Below are 15879 nucleotides of genomic sequence, written 5' to 3'. Positions count from 1 at the left end.
CCCCGTTTCCCCGTTTTGATACGAGGGGAGTAGTCCCGAGTAGTCCCCCTGGCCGGGCTGCCCCTCGTAGATACTCGGGAGGTTATGACCAATTCCCAACGGTCACAAGTGATTACTGAGGTCTTCTCGGCAACGTGAGGGTTGCGGCGCGTGATGATTCCGGGTGCCGGGATGATGACTCGGCGTCAGACATGAGTGAAGCCCCTGGTAGGAACGGGTCTGCGAAGAAACGTTCCGTACGACCAGAGGCTCCACGTGGGCGTCCGGTATCACCTACACCGCCGTGCTCGATGTCCGTAGGACAACCGCCGAGCATCTCGCGAAGCTGCTGCGCGGGCACCGCGAGCAGCTCAGGACCCGCAAGGGCACTCGCGCGCTCGGCGTCTTCAAACAGGCGGTGCTCGTGCTGCGCTGGTTCGTCGACGGCACCAGGCTGGTCCAACTCGCCCGGGACAACGGCATCTCGGTACCGACATTCGTTCAGGCGGCTCACCGTGAAGTCGCCGGTGGCTGACTGGCACTGGGAGCTGTTCCAGGACGACCTCCCGGAGGCAGGGAACGGCCAGGCGCAAATTGCCACCGCGAGCCGATCAGTTCTTGCCCTCCTGGGCAGCGGCAGCGGCAGCACCTTCCGCGCCGTGCCGTGTCGGGTCAGCTGTCGGGGGATCGAGTTCGTCGCCAGTACGGGCCCTCCGGGTGGGAGAAAACGCCAGCACGAGTGCCTGGGCGACTGCTCCGGACAGTCCGATCCACAGGGCGAAGCGATAGCTGACCTGGTCGGCGAGTACTCCGCCCAGTGGTGCACCCACCGCTACCATCCCCCAGTTCATCGAGCGGATCGTCGCGTTCATCCGCCCGCGCAGCCGATCGGGCGTCACCGCCTGGCGGTAGCTCATCTCCACCGGGCTTTCGACGCCGATGGCCAGGGACACGAGGAAGAAGCCGAGCGACACGGAGGCAAGCGCCCACGGTCCACGCTCGGCCAGGACCAAAGGCAGCCAGCCGACGGCGGCGAGCAGGCGGAAAGCGATCAGGGTGGCACCGACGTCCAGTCTTGCGGCCACGCGCCCGGAGAGCGCACCGCCGAGTATCACGCCGACACTCGCGCAGGCGTAGGTGACCCCCAGACCGAACTCTCCGATCTTGAGACTGTGCAGGGCGAAGACCACGAAGACCGTGGTCACCATGCTGTTGAAGAGGAGCATCGCGTGCGAGGTCAGGGCGATGGACGCCAGCGTGCGATGCTGGTAGACCCATGCCACGCCCTCGCGCAGCTCGCTGCCCAGGCTGCGCCGTGCGCTTCGATCGGGGACGGGGTCGGGTGCCTTCACCGAGGCGAGGAGCAGGCCGGATATCAGATAGGTGAGGGCGTCCACGAGCACGGCAAGAGGCGCTCCCATGATTTTGATCAGTGCCCCGGCGATCAGAGGGCCGGTCGAGCCGGCCACCGCGTCGGCCTGTTGCACACGGGCGTACCCGGCGTTGAGCAGCTCTTTTGGTACCAGCTGTGGCACATACGACTGGTTGGCCGCCTCGAACAGCAACGACAGCACCCCGAACACGAAGACGAACGCGCACAGTGTGGGGATGCTGAGCCGATCCAGCGCATACAGTACGGGTATCGCACCGAGCAGGACTGCCCTTCCGAGGTCCGTGGCGACCATCATCGGTTTGCGCCGCCAGCGGTCCACCATGACGCCGGCCATGAGTCCGAAGAGTAGATACGGAACCCAGCGGGCGGCATTGACGATGCCGACCTCCGTGGCGGATGCGCCCAGCACCACGGCGGTAAGAACCTGCAACGCCAGCCCCGTGACCTGAGAACCGAACGCAGACACGGCCGAGGCGGTCAGGAAACGTATATACCCGGGGACTTCCACCAGGCGCGGCATGATCGGACCGTATCAGCGGAGATCACCGACGGACGACGTCGGAACAGGTCACCTGATGACGGCAGCCCTACGCCAGTGTGGCCAGCTCTCCCTTGTGCTCCGGCCCGTGGTCAGCATCGGGCGACACAGAATAGGCCTATCTATAGTAACTGCACCTATACAACGCCAGGGGATGCGTGGGCGTGCGGGTCTCAGCCGGGTTCGATGGCTCGATCCCTGCCGGAGTCGGTTCTGTCGTAGCCGCGGGCTATGAGGGGCGCCACCTGCCCGCCATGCTGTCGACCTGGGAGCAGCCCGGAGCTCGCGCCGGCGACCGTCGTCCCCCTGTCGGTCACCGGCGCGAGCGGCTTCATGGTGCGGGCGCTGTCATGGTGCGGGGAGCGTCACGGTGCAGGAGGGTTGTCCCTGCAGTCGGGTACGCCCTCCAGCCAGGCCGGGCCCTGGATGTAGATGTTGGTGACCCAGGCCCTGTAGTCGGGCAGGTAGGACCAGACGTCGTTCTCGTAGCCCTCCGCGGAGACCATCTCCGCGTGCTTCTGGCAGTGGACGCGGATGGTGGTGGAGTACGGGAAGGCGTAGACCCGGTCGGCCGCGATGCGGGGCTCGGCCTTGGTCCAGACGTCCTCGCCCCACGTCTGGTGGATGTTGCCGGTGACCTGGCCGGTGTTGACGCGGACCGCGCCGAAGTAGGTGTTGCCGAGGCGGACGTCGCTCACCATGAGCTTGGTGCCGGACTGCCGAGCCTCGACCATCTTGCCCGCGCCGAGATAGATGGCGATGTGCTCGAGGTCCTGCTTGCTGCCGTAGGCCAGGAGATCGCCCGGCAGGAGCGGCGCGAGGCCCTGGGCGGCGGTGAAGCGGGCGGCGGCGCGGTGCGTGTAGTACTGCTGGCTGGCTACACCGTCGAGGATGTCCGAGCCGGCGGCCTGGGCGTACGCGTACCGGACCAGGCCGGAGCAGTCGAAGCCGCGCCGTTCGGGGTCGTGTTGACTGGCGTCGTCGGTGGGGTCCACCTGCCCGTACGTGGGGCCGGGCTGAGCCCCGTGGCCGCCGCCCCAGGTGTACCAGGTGTCGGCCGCGACCTGGGCGCAGGCGGCGGCGATGGCCCGCTCGGCAGCCGCGGAGGCGCCGGGCGCGAGGGCGCGGCAGTCGGCGGCGGCAGCAGCGGCCGGTGCCGCCTGCGCGGTGGCCGTCATTGACACCGGCGCCCAGAAGAGGACGGTCAGGAGTGTGATCAGTGTGCGGATTAAAGCGGTCCGGCTCACCATGCCGGGACCCCCGTTTCCTGTTCGGGTATGGATCAGGCGTGAGTGTGTCGTTCGGTGGCGTGGTCGCGCCGTGGTGTGTGGTTGCGCAGCAGCCTGCTGGCGGTACTGCCCGCTCGTCGAGGTCTGCGTGTCGCCCCACCCGATCGGGCAACGGGGAAACACCTGGGAAACCCCCTCCGAGCAGGGCAGTCGGCCATCGGCTGAGCAGCGCCCTCAGGTGCGACCGCAGGCCGGTTCCGCCGACACCGGGACCCCCGGCAGGAGCCTGGCGCGTTCGGCGGGGTCCATTCCGGCGCTGAGCCGGCAGATCTCCGCCAGCCTGGCCCCGGGGTCGAGGTCCCACAGCCGTACCGTGCCGTCGGTGCTGCTGCTGGCCACCGTCCGGCCGTCCGGGGCGAAGTCCAGGCCCCACACGGCGTTGGTGTGGCCGGTCAGGGTCGCCCACGGCCGCCGGGTGGCGACGTCCCACAGCCGGACCGTACGGTCGTTGCCGCTGCTGGCGAGCATCCGGCCGTCCGGGGAGAAGGCGATGCCCCGGGCGGAGCCGGTGTGTCCGGTCAGGGCGGCCTCGAAACGGCGCTCGCGGACGTCCCACAGGCGTACGGTGCCGTCGTTGCCGCTGCTGGCGAGGGTGCGGCCGTCGGGGCTGAAGGCGACAGCCCGTACCGCCCCCGTGTGGCCGGTCAGTTCGGCCAGTTCACGGTGCGAGCGGACGTCCCACAGCCGTACGGTCAGGTCGTCGCCGGCACTCGCCAGGGTGCGGCCGTCGGGGCTGAACGCGACGGCGTTGGCGTAGTCCTCGTGTCCCTCCAAGGTGGCGATGCCGTCCCGTGAGGCCACGTCCCACAGCCGGACCGTACGGTCGGCGCCGGCCGAGGCGAGGGTCTTGCCGTCGGGCGCGAAGGCCACCGAGAAGACCTCCCCGGTGTGGCCGGTGAGGGTCGCCAGGTGCTTGCGCGCGGCCACGTCCCACAGCCGGATCGTGCCGTCGGAACCCGCCGAGGCGAGGGTCTTGCCGTCGGGTGCGAAGGCCACCGAGAAGACCGTCTCGGTGTGGCCCGTGAGCCGCTTGAGGAGCCGGTGGCTGCGGGCGTCCCAGAGCCGTACGGTGTGGTCGGTGTCGGCGGTGGCCAGCAGTGACCCGTCGGGGCTGTACACCGCCTGCCAGACCTCTGTGAACGGACGCGCCGTCAGCACCGGTCCGCCCAGCTCCCAGAGGACGACGGACTGGTCGAAGCCGGCCGTGGCGAGCATGGCGCCGTCGGAGGTGACGGCGACCCCCATGACGTAGTCGGTGTGTCCGGCGAGCACCGCGGTCTGCCGGCCGCTGCGCACGTCCCACAGTCGGGTGGTGCCGTCGCCGACCGCGCCGACCACCGCCGTGCCGTCGGGGGTGTAGGCGACGGCGTTGATGTCGTCGCTGCTCCCGGTGAACGTCTCGGTCGGACGGCCGTCCCGCGGGTCCCGCACGTCCCAGAGCCGCACGGTCCGGTCGATGCCGCCTGAGACCACCTGCCGCCCGTCCGGGGAGAACGCCGCGCCCAGCACCTCGTCGGTGTGGCCCCTGAGCACGTCGAGCCGCCGGGCGCGGTCGGTGTCCCACAGACGTACGGTCCGGTCGGCGCCGGCGGAGACGAGGGTCTTGCCGTCGGGGGCGTACGACAGCGCGTGGAGCGTGCCTACGTGGCCGGTGAGCGAGGCGGTGCGCCGGGGTGTGCGCCGGGTGTCCCAGAGCTCGGCCGTTCCGTCGACGGTCGCGACGGCGAGCGCTCCGCCGCGCGGGTCGAAGGCCACCGCGCGGGCGCCCTTCGTGCTCGCGGAGAGAAAGACCGTGCGGCGGCGGCCGGCGATGTCCCAGAGGGTCACGGGCCCGTCCGTCGACGTGGCCGCGAGGACGCGGCCGTCGGGGCTGAACGCGACCGAGCGGACACGCCCGGCGACGGTGAAGGTGGCGAGTTTCCGATGGTCGCCGCCCGCGTCGCGGAGGGTGACGGTGCCGTCGGAGCTGCCCGTCGCCAGTGTGCGGTCGTCCGGCGCGAAGGCCACCGCGTTGACCGGTCCGCGGTGTCCGCGGAGCCGGGCGGAGAAGGGCTGGGCCTGGGTGCTGAGCAGGGCGCCGCGTGCCTCGGCGGTGGTGTCGGCCCGGTAGGCCTCCTCCGCGAGCAGCATCGACGCCTCCGGCTGGCCCCCGGCGAGGGACGCGGAGCGCACGGCGAGGGCCTGCGAGCGGGCGGCCCGCTCCTGGTCGAGGGCGGCCTCCCGCTGCTGGTAGGCGAGTCCGCCGGCGGCTAAGGCGAGCCCCAGCAGGACGACGAGCGTGGCGACCATGAACTGCCGCAGCCTGACCTGCCGTCCGGCCTGTCTGCGGCGGCCGTCCTCCTCGGCCTGGCTCGCCCTCAGGAAGGCCTCCTCGCCGGGCCCCAGCCGGCTCCAGCCGTCCGACTCGTCGGCCCAGGACCGTACGGTGTCCAGCCGCGAGCCCCGGTAGAGGGCGGACGGGTCGCGCTCCTCGCGCCCCCATTCGGAGGCCGCGTGGGCCAGTTGCTGGTGGAGGAGGAGTCCGGCCCGGTCGGCGTCGATCCAGTCGCGCAGCCGGGGCCAGGCGTGCAGCAGGGCCTCGTGGGTGATCTGGACCGTGTCGCTGTCCAGGGTGATGAGCCGGGCTCGTACGAAGGCATCGAGTGCGGCGGCCGTGCCGTCCGCTTCGCCGAGCTGTTCCATCAGGGCGGCCCTGCTCATCCGGCGGCGGGTCGCTCCGGCCCCGTCCGCGACGAGCACCAGCCGGGACAGGATGCGGCGGATCGTCTTCTGCTCGGCCGGGTAGAGCCGGGCGAACACGTTCTCGGCGGTGCGGGCGATGGCGCCCTGGATACCGCCGGCCCGTTCGTACCCGTCGACGGTCAGCGCGGAGTCCGTGCGGCGCTGCCAGGTGGCGAGCAGCGCGTGGGAGACCAGTGGGAGGGCGCCGGACGGCGTCTCGTGGGTGCCGATCCCGGTGACCCGCACGGTGCCGTGGAGCGCTGTCCCCGGTTCGTCGCGCAGCCCGGCGTCGCGCAGGAGGAGGGGGACGAGGCCGGGTTCGAGGGTGACACCGGCGAGTTCGGCGGGGCGCGTGATCGACTCCCGCAGCTCGGTCACGGACATCGGCGCCAGGACGAACAGCCCGTCGGTGAGAACCGGGGTCAGCTCGGGCAGGCCCAGGCAACTGCCGGTGAAGTCGGCGCGCAGGCCGAGCACCACCACGGCCGGAATGTGCGCGTCGGGTGCCGGCCCGGCGGTCGCCAGGGCGCGGAGCGCCCGGACGAAGGCACGCCGTTCCTCGTCGTCGGAGCAGAGGGTGAACAGTTCCTCGAACTGGTCGACGATCAGGACGGGTCGAGGGGGCGGGGGCCTGCGGTTCCCCGGGGCCGTCGCCGGTTCGCCCGTCGCCGGTTCGTCCGACATCGTGCGTAGGACGTCGCGTAAGGCGTCGAGCAGGGCGGCGGGGTTCTCCCGCACCGCCTCCGCGGTGATGCCGAGGTCTCCGCCGAGCGCTTTGGCGGTGCGTTCCAGCAGTTCGTCCAGCGGGCGTGAGGTGGGGGTGAGCAGCACCACCGGCCAGCGGTCGGCGCCCGGCATCGGGAGATCGCCGCGCCGAAGGGCGGGTACGAGACCGGCGTTGAGCAGGGACGACTTGCCCGCGCCCGAAGGAGCGACCAGCATCAGTGGTCCACTGCCGACCTGTTCGAAGATCCGTTCCACCAGGGCGGCCGTCGCGCGTTCCCGGCCGAAGAACCATTCCGCGTCCTGTGGGGTGAACGCCGCCAGGCCGCGGTAGGGACACGCCTCACCGGACCTCTGCCCGCCCGTGTCGGGGCCGTAGCCGGCGCCGGCGTCGCGAGGCGGCGCCTGCTGGACCAGCCGTAACAACTCGCCCTCTGCCCGCAGGACTTGGTCACAAAGGCGGGCGACGTCGACAGTCGCCCGCTTGGCACCGGTCTCGATCTTGCTGAGGTAGCCCTTGCTGTAGTGGGTCTGGCGTGCCAGATCGGTGAGCGACAGCCCGCGTTCCTGTCGCAGTCGTCGCAGTTGTATCGGGAAGGAGTGCGTGGTCGGCGCGGTCCGGTCCCGGTCGTTCCGGCAGTCGGGTACATCTCCGAGCTGCGGGTCCCCCAAGGTGGCCCCCAAGGCAGTGACGGCCATGTGCCGACGGATGCCCAGGTTACTGTCGGGGCGCTTGTGACCGCCAAGTCTTTCACCCGGAATGGCGAAAACGCCGACGTCCGGAACCGCGGTCGATGCGGTTCCGGACATTCGCGCGAGGCGGTCGGGCGATCGGGGCTACTCCCCCACGACGACCGAGTTGATCGGCGTCATGTCCCTGGTGATGTAGGTGCCGGGGTACAGGTAGCCCTCACAGCCCACGCCGTTGTACCCGGTGCAGGTGCGGAAGTACGCGTTGCCGGTCTGGTTGTTGAAGATGCGGTACGTGCCGGTCACGTTGTTCAGGTTGTAGGTGTCGTACCGGAAGTAGGTGAGGGTCGGGCGGTCGTTGTTCCAGCCGGCACCCGGGTACAGACAGACGTATCCCGAGTCACAGCCGTGGACGGTGGCCTGCGCTGCCGCCTGTGCCTGGCTCGCGCCGACCGCCGTCATCGTGCCGACGGCCAGTGCCAGTGCCGCCGCTGTCCGCATCGCCTTGAGCTTGCGCATCGTTCCCCCTGGGTTGTGGGTCCTGCTGCCTGATGTCGAATCCAGACTTGCCCCCCTGCTCACCGGGGTCGACGGGTTTCCCGTTGCCCTCCTGCGGGTCATCCGGGAAACCGGCCGTGACCTGCGAAAACACCAGGCCGGAGGCAACGAAGATGAGGTGGGCAGCGGGTAGACGGAACCCTCCCTCGCGCAATCCCGCGCGATCCATTGATCTGCCGCCCCTGCCGGCGAAGGGTGTCGCCGAGCCCGGTCGGCGCGGCGATCGTGGCATGCTGCGGTGTCGACGCTCGCACGGGCGTTCGGCGCTCGGGTCGCACCGACCCTGGGCGGGGTGGGGAAGGCGGTCGGATGGGGCGCTCTGCCGAGGACGGCCTCCCGCGTGTGCTGCCCAGTCTCGGCGCTCCCCGTTTCGTCGGACGGGCGGCCGAACTGCACCGGCTGACAGACGCGTTGGCCCGGCCGCCGGCCACCGTTCTTGTCGAGGGTGAGGCCGGAATCGGCAAGAGCCGGCTCGTTCAGGAGGCGCTGGACGAGCCCGATGTCGCCGCCCGACGGCCGCTGGCCGCCATGTGCCCACCGTTCAGGGAGGCCCTCACCCTGAGCCCGGTCGTCGATGCCGCCCGCGATGCCGGGCCCGATGTGGCCGAGTTGGCTCTCACGCCTCTCGCCGGGGTGCTGCGCCCGCTGTTCCCGGAGTGGGGGCAGCACCTGCCGCCGGCCCCCGAGGCACTGTCGGACGCGGGCGCCGCCCGGCACCGGCTCTTCCGCGCACTGGCCGAACTGCTGGACGCCATGGGCGTAGGCGTGCTGGTTCTGGAGGACGTCCACTGGGCCGACGAAGCCACCCTGGACTTCCTGTTGTTCCTCGCCTCCCGTCGGTCCCGCCGGATGAGCCTGGTGCTGACCTACCGTCCCGAGGACGTGGCACCGGAGTCCACGCTGATGCGGCTGACCTCCCGGCCACCGGCCGGCACCGGGTACGTACGGATCGGTCTCGGTGCGCTGGACGTGCCGCAGACCGCCGAGTTGATGTCGTCGATGCTGGACGGGGAGCATGTCTCCGAGACTTTCGCGTCGTTCCTCCAGGAACGGACCGACGGTGTGCCGCTGGCGATCGAGGAGTCCGTGCGGCTGCTGCGCGATCGGGCCGATCTGGTCCGGCGCGACGGCGAGTGGGTGCGCAGGACGCTGGCCGACATCGCGGTGCCGCCCACCATCAGGGACGCCGTCGCCGAGCGCGCCTCGCGCCTCACCCCGGACGCGCAACGCGTGCTGCGGGCCGCCTCCGTGCTGGCCGAACCGGTCGGCCCGGCCGTCCTCGCGACGGTGAGCGGGCTCCCGGACAACGTTGCCGGGAGCGCCGTGGACGCCGCCGTACGCAGTGGACTGCTCGGCGAGGACCGGGCCCGCCGGGTCAGTTTCCGGCACGCGCTGGCGGCCCGTGCGGTCTACGACATGACGCCCGCGCCCGACCGCCGGGACCTGCACCGGGGGGCGGGCCGCGCACTGCGGGCCATGACGCCGCAGCCGGTGGCCCGGCTCGCCCACCACTACCGGGAGGCGGGGGACACCGGGCAGTGGCGCACGTACGCGGAACGGACCGCCGACCTCGCCCTGGCCTCCGGGGACCATCGCACCGCCGTAGGACTGCTGCACGAGTTGCTCACCGGGAGCGATCCGCCCGCCGCCTCGGTGGTGGCCCGGTGGGCGCAGAAGATGCCGGTCCTGGCCTACGCCGGGCTCGTCGCCCGCGGCGACCTGATCCGCGCGCTGCGCGGGGTGCTGGACGGGGAGGCGCTCGCCCCGCACGACCGCGCGGCCGTCCGGACCCAACTGGGGAGGATGCTGCTGCAGGTGGCCGAGTACGCCGCCGCCGCAGCGGAGTTGGAGAAGGCGCTGCCGGATCTGGTCGGCGATCCGTTCCAGGCCGCCTGGGCGATGAACACGCTCGGCAGCCCGCCGAGCACCATGATGTCCGCCGAGGAGCACCGTCGTTGGCTGGACCGGGCGGCCGACGCGGCCCGGCTGCCGATGACGGCGGACCAGCGGCTGGCTCTGGTGGGAGACCGGGCAACTTCCTTACTGGAAATGGGAGATGAGGTCGGCTGGGCCGTGGCCGCGGAGCTGCCCGACACCGCGACGACCCCGGAAGGAATGATGCAGCTGGCCCGCGGCGGACTCAACATCGGCAACTCGGCGCTGCGTTGGGGCCGCTACGACGAGGCCAGAGCGCTGCTGACGACCGGGCTGGCCAGGGCCGAAGAACACCGGTACCAGCGGCTCCAGGACATGATCCGGGTGACGCTGGTGCACCTGGACTGGTTCACCGGCGCCTGGGACGGACTGGCCGAGCGAGCCGCCGCCCTGGCAGGGGTGGAAGAGGAACCCGTCGTCCAGCTGGACGCCCTGCTGATCACGGCCCTGCTGGACGGGGCGACCGGTGGCGGGGGAGCGGATCCCGGCCCCGTGGCGGTGGCCGACGGCGGGCTCGGGACCGTCGAGGAGCGGTTGCGGCAGGTGCTCGACGCCGGGCTGCGGCGAGGCATCGTGGATCTGCCGCTGGAACCCGCAGCCGCCCTGGCGCGGATCCGGCTGGCCGAAGGGTCGGCCGCCGAGGCGCTGGAGTTGACGGACGGACCGGCCGACGTCGTGGCCCGCAAGGACATCTGGTTGTGGGCCACCGAGTTCGCACCCGTGCGCACCGGAGCCCTTCTCGCGCTCGAACGGCCGGACCAGGCAAGGCAGTTCGTCGCAGACCTGGCCGAAGGGCTCAGCGGCAGAAACCTGCCGGCAGCGGACGCGGCCCTGGAGACGTGTCGCGGAATCCTGGCGGAAGGAGAGGGCCGCAGCGTCGAGGCAGCCGCCGCGTTCGGTCGGGCCGTCACCGCCTGGAGGCGCCTGCCCCGGCCGTACGAGGCACTGCGCGCGGCCGAACGCCGGGCCGGCTGCCTGCTGGCAGCGGGGGACAGGGACACGGCACTGGCCGAACTCGCCCGTGCACAGGCCGGGTTCATGGCTCTGGGGGCCCGGACGGACGCCGCCCGGGTGCACGGCGCGCGACATGCGGCCGGGGCGCCGGTACGCGAGGTGTGGCGCGGCGGGCGGCGCGGCTACGGCGACCAACTGTCCCCGCGCGAGCTGGAAGTGGTCCGGCTGATGCTCACCGGTCTGACCAACCCGGCCATCGCACGGGCCCTTTCACGCTCCCCGAAGACCATCGCCGCGCAACTGAACTCCGCGATGCGCAAATACGGGGTTACCTCGCGTACCGCACTCGCGGTCAGCCTCACCCAGGCCGGAATCACCCCGTCGGAGGGCCACGCCACCGGCACGGAGTCCCCTCGGTCCGATCTTTAGGTCATCCGCCCCATCGCGAGGACACGCGGCGGCCGTCGATACTCAGTGCGCGCAGGGTCCGCGAGCCCGCCTTCCCCTGGACCTGACCGGAGAGGCATCCATCCGCCGGATGAGCAGCACACCTCCTGAACCGAAGTCCGACGTGCCGTCCGCCGGAGAGCGACACCGCGAACCAACGCCCGCCGCACCGGGCGTACTTGCCGACGACACCACCGCAGGCCCCGCCTGCGGGGACGACCCGTACAGCGACTACGAACCCCTCTGATCCCGGCTCGACCGGGTCCTGAACGCGACGAAAAGGGTGCTCCTTGCTGTCCCCCTTGCTGTCCTCCTTGCTGTCTTCAAGACGTGCGCGCGTACGCGCACCCCTCTCTCTTCTCATAGCCGGCTGTCTCGGCGCCGGAGCTCTCGCCGCGATACCACCGGCCACCGCCGCCGCGGCCACCCCCACTTCCTCGGCCTCCTCCGACGCCGACTCCTCCAAGGCCTCCGACCTGCTCAACGCCGTGCCGCAGGACAACGTCCCGCAGAACTACGTCCCGGCCGGCTGCAACAACCCGAGCGTCAAGGACGGCGTGGCCCAGTGCTTCGCCGACGTACGCACCGCCTCCGACCACATCGTCCGGCCGCAGGCGACCGCGCCCCCGTCCACGGCGTTGAGCCCGGCCGACATCCAGGCGGCCTACAGCCTTCCCGCCGGCGGCGAGGGCAGGACGGTCGCGATCGTCGACGCGTACGGCAACTCCAACGCCGAGGCCGACCTGGCCGAGTACCGCGAGCACTACGGGCTGCCCGAGTGCACCACCGCCAACGGCTGCTTCCGCAAGGTCGATCAGAACGGCGGCACGGACTACCCCGCCGACGACGCGGGCTGGGCACTGGAGACCGCGCTCGACCTCGACGCCGTCTCCGCCGCCTGCCCGGCGTGCGACATCCTTCTCGTGCAGGGTGATTCGGCGAGCCTGGACGACCTGGGCGCCGCGGTCGACACCGCCGTACGCCTGGGCGCCAAGTACGTCTCCAACTCCTACGGACTGCCCGGCGAGGGCGCCTTCCAGACCGCGTACGACCACCACTACGACCATCCCGGTGTGGCCGTGGTCGCGTCCACCGGCGACACCGGCCATGTCCAGAACTGGCCCGCCACCAACCCCAACGTGGTGGCCGCCGGCGGCACCCGGCTGACCCGCGCCGAGGGCACCGAGCGCGGCTGGACGGAGTCCGCCTGGGCCTCCGGCGGATCGGGCTGCTCGCTGTACGAGGCCCAGCCCGCCTACCAGAGGGGGCTCGGCACCGGCTGCGACACCCGGGCGACGGCTGACGTCTCCGCGGTCGCCGATCCGGCGACCGGCCTGGCCGTGTACAGCACGGTGGGCCAGGACGGCTGGCTCCAGGTCGGCGGCACCAGCCTCTCCGCGCCGCTCATCGCGGCGATGTACGCGCTGGCGGGCACCCCCGTCGAGGACACCTACCCGGTGACCTACCCGTACATCAACGCCTCCGGGCTGGCCGATGTCACGACAGGTTCCAACGACGACTGCTCCACGGTGACCTGCACCGCCGGCGTCGGCTGGGACGGCCCGACCGGTCTCGGCACCCCGGTCGGCGTGTCCGCGCTGGCCTTCGGCGTCCACGGAACGCTGTCCGGACGAGTCACCGACAGCGAGTCCGGCGCCCCGCTCGCCGGTGCTGGGCTGGCCATCTCCGAAGAGGGGACGGACGGCCGGGAGTACCGCGTCACCACTGACGCCGACGGCACGTACAGCCTCCCCGTCGCGGTGGGCGACTACCGGATCACCGCCACCGACTTCGGCTACCGGGAGAACACCCGCTCGGGGGTGAGTGTCGCCGAGAACCAGAGCACCACCGCCGACCTGGCCCTGGTGAAGCTGCCCACCCGCACGGTGTCCGGCACGGTGAAGGACGGCAGCGGGCACGGCTGGCCCCTGTATTCGAAGATCACCATCGACGGCTATCCGAACGGCGCCCTCCACACCGACCCTTACACCGGCAAGTACAGCGTGGAGCTTCCGGAGAAGGCCACCTACAAAATCCATGTGGCACCGGTCTACCCCGGCTACCGCAGCACGGACCTGAGTGTCCCCGTGGGCACAGCCGACGTACGTACCGACGTCGCGTCGGACGTGGACCTGGCGGCCTGTGTCGCGCCCGGTCACGACTACCCGGCCGAGACCGGTTTCGAGGGCTGGACCGGCACCACGCCGGAGCACGGCTGGACCGTCGTCAATCACGGGACGGACGGCGCCGCCTGGGACTTCGCCGATAAATCGGTGTGGAACTTCACGGGCGGAACCGGGAACTGGGCCTCCGCCAACCCCTACGGCCGGGGCGGTGTCCCGGAAGACACCGAACTCGTCTCACCCGTTTTCAGCCTGGTGGGCCAGAACTCACCCGTCCTCGGCTTCGATGCCGCCTACGCCGCCGGCAAGGACTCGGTGGCCGACGTCGACCTCAGCCTCGACTCGGGCGCGACGTGGACCACGGTGTGGCACCGGGACACGGCCGAGTACCTGGGCCACGCCGAGGTTCCCCTGCCCCAGGCGGCAGGCGCGAAGCACGTGAAGGTGCGCTTCCACTACTCCGGCAGCGGCCTGTCGCTCTGGCAGCTCGACACCGTCACCGTCGGCTCCTGCGCCGCCGTGAGCGGAGGCATCGTCGCCGGACAGGTCGTCGACGGCAACACGGGCGACGCCATCACGCCCGCCACCGTCACCGACACCGCCGACCGCTACGCGACGGCGACCACCGTCGCGACCCCCGACGACCTGGCGTTGGCCGACGGCTACTACTGGCTGTTCAGCGAGCCCACCGGACGTCACACCTACCGGACGGCCGCCGCCCGCTACTCCACCTCGACCGGCACCCTCACCACCCGGCCGGACAAGGTCAACCGGTTCGACCGCACGCTCAAGGCGGGCCGTCTGAAGGTGAGTTCGGACGCCCTCTCCGTCAGCGAGACGCTCGGCGGATCAGGCAGCAGGAAGGTCACCTTCACCAACAAGGGACAGGCGCCGCTGCACGTCAACCTCGGTGAGCAGAGCACCGGTTACACCTCACCGACCGGCACCCCCACCACCACGTCGGACTCCTCGGCGGGCGCCCCGACACTGCGCGTCAAGGGCAACTACGCACCCGGACCGATGAGTTCCACCTCCTCGGCCCCGAAGAGCACGTCGAGCGACCAGCCGGCCACAGCCACAGCCGCAGCCACAGCCGCAGCCACGGCATCCGCATCGGCATCGACCGGGCCCTGGACCGGCATCGCCGACTACCCCGAGCCCGTCATGGACAACGCGGTGGGTACCTACCAGGGCAAGGTCTACTCCGTCGGCGGAGTCTCCGCTCTCTTCGGCGGGGAGTACCTCAGCCGCGGCTATGTGCACGACCCGTCCACCGACGCCTGGACACCCATCGCGGACCTCCCCGAGGCCCTGGAGTCACCCGGCGGGGCGTTCGTCAACGGGACCATGTACGTCGTCGGCGGCTGGACCGCGGGCGGAGCCCGCGCCACGCTCTACGCGTACCACCCCACCACCGACACCTGGACCCGCCTCGCCGATCTGCCCCAGGCGGTCGGCATGCCGAACGTGACCGTCCTCGACGGCAGCCTGTACGTCATCGGCGGCTGTACCGGATCCGGCTGCACGGACATGGTCAGCACCGTCTTCCGGTACACCCCGGCCACCGACACCTGGACCCGCCTCGCGGACTACCCGTTCGACATGGAACGCGCGGCCTGTGCCGGCATCACCGGTGAACTGGTCTGCGCCGGGGGTATCTCGGGCAGCGACTCCAAGGGAGAGACGTACCGCTACAGCCCCTCCGCCGACACCTGGACCCGTGCGGCCGACATGCCCGACCCACGCTGGGGCGCCATCGCCAGTGGGAACGACGGCAGGCTCCAGGCCGTCGGCGGCATCGCCGCACAGGACGCGGTCAACACCGTCGTCGAATACGACCCGGTGTCCAACACCTGGTCCGACCTGCCCAACACCGCCTCCACGCTCTTCCGGGCCGGCGGCGGCTGCGGGATCTACCGCGTCGGCGGCATGATCTCGCTCTCCGAAACCGCCTCCTCGGCCGAGGTCCTGCCCGGGCACGACCAGTGCGACGGCGACGACGTCACCTGGCTGTCGACGGACCGGACCTCGTTCGACCTGGCCCCCGGCCGCTCCACCACGGTCACCGTCCGCACGGACGCCTCCGCCGTCGCCACGGCCGGCACCTACACCGCGCGGCTCACCTACAGCACCGACGCCCCCTACGCCGGAGCATCGGTCAAGGTCAGCCTCAAGGTCACGATCCCGCGGACCTGGGGCCATCTCTCCGGAACGATCACCGACAAGCGCACGGGAGCGCCGCTCGCCGGGGCCACCGTCCAGATCTGCCCGGCAGCACACGCCGGAGCGACCGGCTGCGACCGCCGCGTCCACACCGTACGCACCGACTCCGACGGCCACTACGACCTCTGGCTGGACGCCCGCCCGAGCCCGCTGCGGATCACGGCCTCGGCCGCCGGTCACCGCCCGGCATCCAAGGAGGTGAACCTGCTGCCGGGCCGCGCCACGACCGCCGACCTGTCGCTGACCGTGACCTGACCGGGACCTGATCCCAACGTCACCCGCTCACACCGCGCCCACCCGGACTCT

Annotated in this window: 7 protein-coding genes and 1 pseudogene; 4 read left to right on the top strand and 4 right to left on the bottom strand. The window is 71.3% G+C overall.

Annotated elements, in window-relative coordinates; genetic code table 11:
- Window positions 1-268: 268 nt before the first annotated feature.
- Window positions 269-475: pseudogene (locus G3I56_RS19290) on the top strand (IS5/IS1182 family transposase); the annotation flags it as partial.
- A 115-nt stretch (window positions 476-590) separates the two neighbouring features.
- Here G3I56_RS19290 and G3I56_RS19285 read toward each other — a convergent pair.
- The 4 genes from G3I56_RS19285 to G3I56_RS19270 all read right to left on the bottom strand — a co-directional run bounded on the left by G3I56_RS19285 (window position 591) and on the right by G3I56_RS19270 (window position 7852).
- Entirely contained in the window at window positions 591-1892 is a 1302-nt protein-coding gene (locus tag G3I56_RS19285) for an MFS transporter (protein ID WP_164410501.1), read from the bottom strand.
- Between the two features lie 383 nt (window positions 1893-2275).
- Window positions 2276-3160 (bottom strand): NlpC/P60 family protein, encoded by an 885-nt coding sequence (locus tag G3I56_RS19280; protein WP_164410499.1) that lies wholly within the window; start codon window positions 3158-3160, stop codon window positions 2276-2278.
- 213 nt (window positions 3161-3373) lie between these two features.
- Window positions 3374-7342 carry a helix-turn-helix domain-containing protein gene (locus tag G3I56_RS19275; RefSeq protein WP_239134978.1) on the bottom strand — a complete coding sequence of 1323 codons (3969 nt, stop codon included), beginning with the start codon at window positions 7340-7342 and terminating at the stop codon, window positions 3374-3376.
- Between the two features lie 138 nt (window positions 7343-7480).
- Entirely contained in the window at window positions 7481-7852 is a 372-nt protein-coding gene (locus G3I56_RS19270) for a hypothetical protein (RefSeq protein WP_164410497.1), read from the bottom strand.
- A gap of 348 nt (window positions 7853-8200) precedes the next feature.
- On the opposite strand from G3I56_RS19270, the gene G3I56_RS19265 reads away from it, so the two are divergent.
- The 3 genes from G3I56_RS19265 to G3I56_RS19255 all read left to right on the top strand — a co-directional run bounded on the left by G3I56_RS19265 (window position 8201) and on the right by G3I56_RS19255 (window position 15828).
- Entirely contained in the window at window positions 8201-11209 is a 3009-nt protein-coding gene (locus G3I56_RS19265; protein WP_164410495.1) for an AAA family ATPase, read from the top strand.
- Window positions 11210-11318: 109 nt separating this feature from the next.
- Entirely contained in the window at window positions 11319-11474 is a 156-nt protein-coding gene (locus tag G3I56_RS19260) for a hypothetical protein (protein ID WP_164410493.1), read from the top strand.
- Window positions 11475-11541: 67 nt separating this feature from the next.
- Entirely contained in the window at window positions 11542-15828 is a 4287-nt protein-coding gene (locus G3I56_RS19255) for a carboxypeptidase regulatory-like domain-containing protein (RefSeq protein WP_164410491.1), read from the top strand.
- Window positions 15829-15879 lie beyond the last annotated feature (51 nt).

The organism is Streptomyces sp. SID12488 (assembly GCF_010548275.1).
GTDB lineage: Bacteria > Actinomycetota > Actinomycetes > Streptomycetales > Streptomycetaceae > Streptomyces.
Note: the sequence above shows the minus strand (reverse complement) of the source record. Positions and strands in the feature narration are given on the sequence as shown.

Bases quoted from the DNA above. Each gene is read 5' to 3' on its own strand.
- G3I56_RS19285 (WP_164410501.1), bottom strand. From the start codon at position 1,892: ATGCCGCGCCTGGTGGAAGTCCCCGGGTATATACGTTTCCTGACCGCC.
- G3I56_RS19275 (WP_239134978.1), bottom strand. From the start codon at position 7,342: ATGGCCGTCACTGCCTTGGGGGCCACCTTGGGGGACCCGCAGCTCGGA.
- G3I56_RS19260 (WP_164410493.1), top strand. From the start codon at position 11,319: ATGAGCAGCACACCTCCTGAACCGAAGTCCGACGTGCCGTCCGCCGGA.
- G3I56_RS19265 (WP_164410495.1), top strand. From the start codon at position 8,201: ATGGGGCGCTCTGCCGAGGACGGCCTCCCGCGTGTGCTGCCCAGTCTC.
- G3I56_RS19270 (WP_164410497.1), bottom strand. From the start codon at position 7,852: ATGCGCAAGCTCAAGGCGATGCGGACAGCGGCGGCACTGGCACTGGCC.
- G3I56_RS19280 (WP_164410499.1), bottom strand. From the start codon at position 3,160: ATGGTGAGCCGGACCGCTTTAATCCGCACACTGATCACACTCCTGACC.